Here is a 2,107-nt window from a genome sequence, read left to right as displayed (position 1 = left end):
GTCGTCGGCGGCAAGCTCTTCGATCTGCCGCGCCGTCTCGGGATCGTCGCTCATGTCGAACGCTCGTGATCGTCGTTGCCGAGCGGGAGCGCGCGCAATGCCTTTCCGACGGCTGCCGGCGGCGTGCCGGTCTCCTCGGCAAAGCGCAGCAGCGTCGGCTCGTGGGCAAGGATGAATTGCAGGACGCCGGCCAGGAAGCCGGGCTCCGCGGCGGCCCTGCGGATCGAGTTCGCCTCGATGCCGGTGATCGCCAGGAAGCGGGGCAGAAGTTCAGGATCGGCGGCGACGAAGCCCAGCGCCTTGACGGCAATGGTTTCCGCTTCCTCGCGCATTGACGCTGCGTTCGCCATCATTACCTTTGGGATGGTGGATTTTTTGAGTCTCCTTCCGCAGTAACGGCAAGCGTCGCTTGCGGCAAGCCTCCGCTCTCTCCCGTACAACGTCCGAAGGTGGAAAATGGTGCAGCTTTCCAACCTCCGGTTTCCGTTTCGTCAATCATATTGGGCTAGAGTGGAAAAGGGTTGGGTGCGGTCCGAAGGGGACGCATTGCGACGGCCTTCGGCTTCGAGGGCGGTCGGGACGGGAAACTGATGGCTAAGAAGGTCATGATCGTCGAGGACAACGAGCTCAACATGAAGCTCTTTCGGGACCTCATCGAAGCCAGCGGTTACGACACGGTTCGCACACGCAACGGGCTGGAGGCGCTGGATCTCGCGCGCCAGCACCGGCCGGACCTCATCCTGATGGACATCCAACTGCCCGAAGTCTCCGGCCTGGAAGTGACGAAATGGCTGAAGGAAGACGACGAGCTGCATTCGATTCCGGTCATCGCCGTCACCGCTTTCGCCATGAAGGGCGATGAGGAGCGCATCCGTCAGGGCGGCTGCGAGGCCTATATCTCCAAGCCGATCTCGGTGCCGCGCTTCATCGAGACGATCAAATCCTATCTGGGCGACGCCTGATGCCCGAGACCAGCAGAACCGGAGTTTTTTGAGATGACAGCGCGGATCCTCGTCGTCGACGATATCCCCGCCAATGTGCGGCTGCTGGAGGTTCGGCTGCTTGCCGAGTATTTCGAGGTGCTAACCGCCAGCAATGGTCCGGATGCGATCGAGACCTGCGAGAACGGCAAGGTCGACGTGGTGCTGCTCGATGTGATGATGCCTGACATGGACGGGTTCGAGGTCTGCAGGCGCCTGAAGAGCGACCCGGCGACCTCGCATATCCCCGTCGTCATGATCACCGCGCTCGACCAGGTCTCGGACCGGGTGCGCGGCCTCGAGGCCGGCGCGGACGATTTCCTGACCAAGCCGGTCAACGACCTGCAACTGATGACGCGCGTGAAGAGCCTCGTCAGGCTGAAATCGCTGACCGACGAGCTCAGGCTGCGCGCCTCGACCACGCGCAATATCGGCATCGAAGAGCTTCTGAGCCGCGATTTCGCGACCGGAGACGCCAAGCCGAGAGTGCTCCTCGTCGACGAGCGCAAATCTTCCGTCGAACGCATCCAGAAGATGTTGCGCAACAGCGCCGAGCTCGATGTCGCGACCGATCCGAACGCAGGGTTCTTCCAGGCCGCCGAGACACCGTATGAATGCGTGCTGGTGTCGACTGCCTTCACCGGCTTCGATGCGCTGAGGCTCTGCTCGCAACTGCGTTCGCTCGACCGCACCCGCTTCCTGCCGATCATGCTGCTCGCCGACGAAGGCGAGGAGGGCCGCATCCTGCGTGGCCTGGAGCTCGGCATCAACGATTACCTGATCCGGCCGATCGACCAGCACGAGCTGACGGCGCGCCTGCGCACGCAGGTGCGGCGCAAACGCTATAACGACCAGTTGCGCGCCAGTGTCGCGCAGACCATCGAGATGGCGGTGATCGACGGGCTGACCGGGCTGCATAACCGGCGCTACCTCGACAGCCATCTGCAGACGCTGTTCGATCGAGCCGTGGCGCGGCGGCGGCCGCTGTCGGTGATGATCACCGATCTCGATCGCTTCAAGTCGATCAACGACACTTATGGCCATGACGGCGGCGACGATGTGCTGCGCGAATTCGCCAGGCGGCTGCGCAAGAACGTGCGCGGCATCGATCTCGCCTGCCGCTTCGG

At 63.1% G+C, this 2,107-nt stretch carries 3 protein-coding genes; 2 read left to right on the top strand and 1 reads right to left on the bottom strand.

Annotation, left to right across the window (positions count from 1 at the left end):
• Positions 1–50: 50 nt before the first annotated feature.
• Positions 51–350 (bottom strand): DUF3572 domain-containing protein, encoded by a 300-nt coding sequence (locus EOD07_RS32075; protein WP_040982364.1) that lies wholly within the window; start codon positions 348–350, stop codon positions 51–53.
• 240 nt (positions 351–590) lie between these two features.
• On the opposite strand from EOD07_RS32075, the gene EOD07_RS32070 reads away from it, so the two are divergent.
• Together EOD07_RS32070 and EOD07_RS32065 are read left to right on the top strand one after the other, a co-directional pair.
• Positions 591–962 (top strand): response regulator, encoded by a 372-nt coding sequence (locus EOD07_RS32070; RefSeq protein WP_040995610.1) that lies wholly within the window; start codon positions 591–593, stop codon positions 960–962.
• 33 nt (positions 963–995) lie between these two features.
• Positions 996–2,107, top strand: a 1,112-nt coding sequence (locus EOD07_RS32065; RefSeq protein WP_127238115.1) for a PleD family two-component system response regulator, incomplete at its 3' end; no start/stop codon positions are given.

Source organism: Mesorhizobium sp. M2C.T.Ca.TU.002.02.1.1, from assembly GCF_003997225.1.
This window is presented reverse-complemented; position numbering and strand designations above follow the sequence as displayed.

Bases quoted from the DNA above. Each gene is read 5' to 3' on its own strand.
- EOD07_RS32075 (WP_040982364.1), bottom strand. From the start codon at position 350: ATGGCGAACGCAGCGTCAATGCGCGAGGAAGCGGAAACCATTGCCGTC.
- EOD07_RS32070 (WP_040995610.1), top strand. From the start codon at position 591: ATGGCTAAGAAGGTCATGATCGTCGAGGACAACGAGCTCAACATGAAG.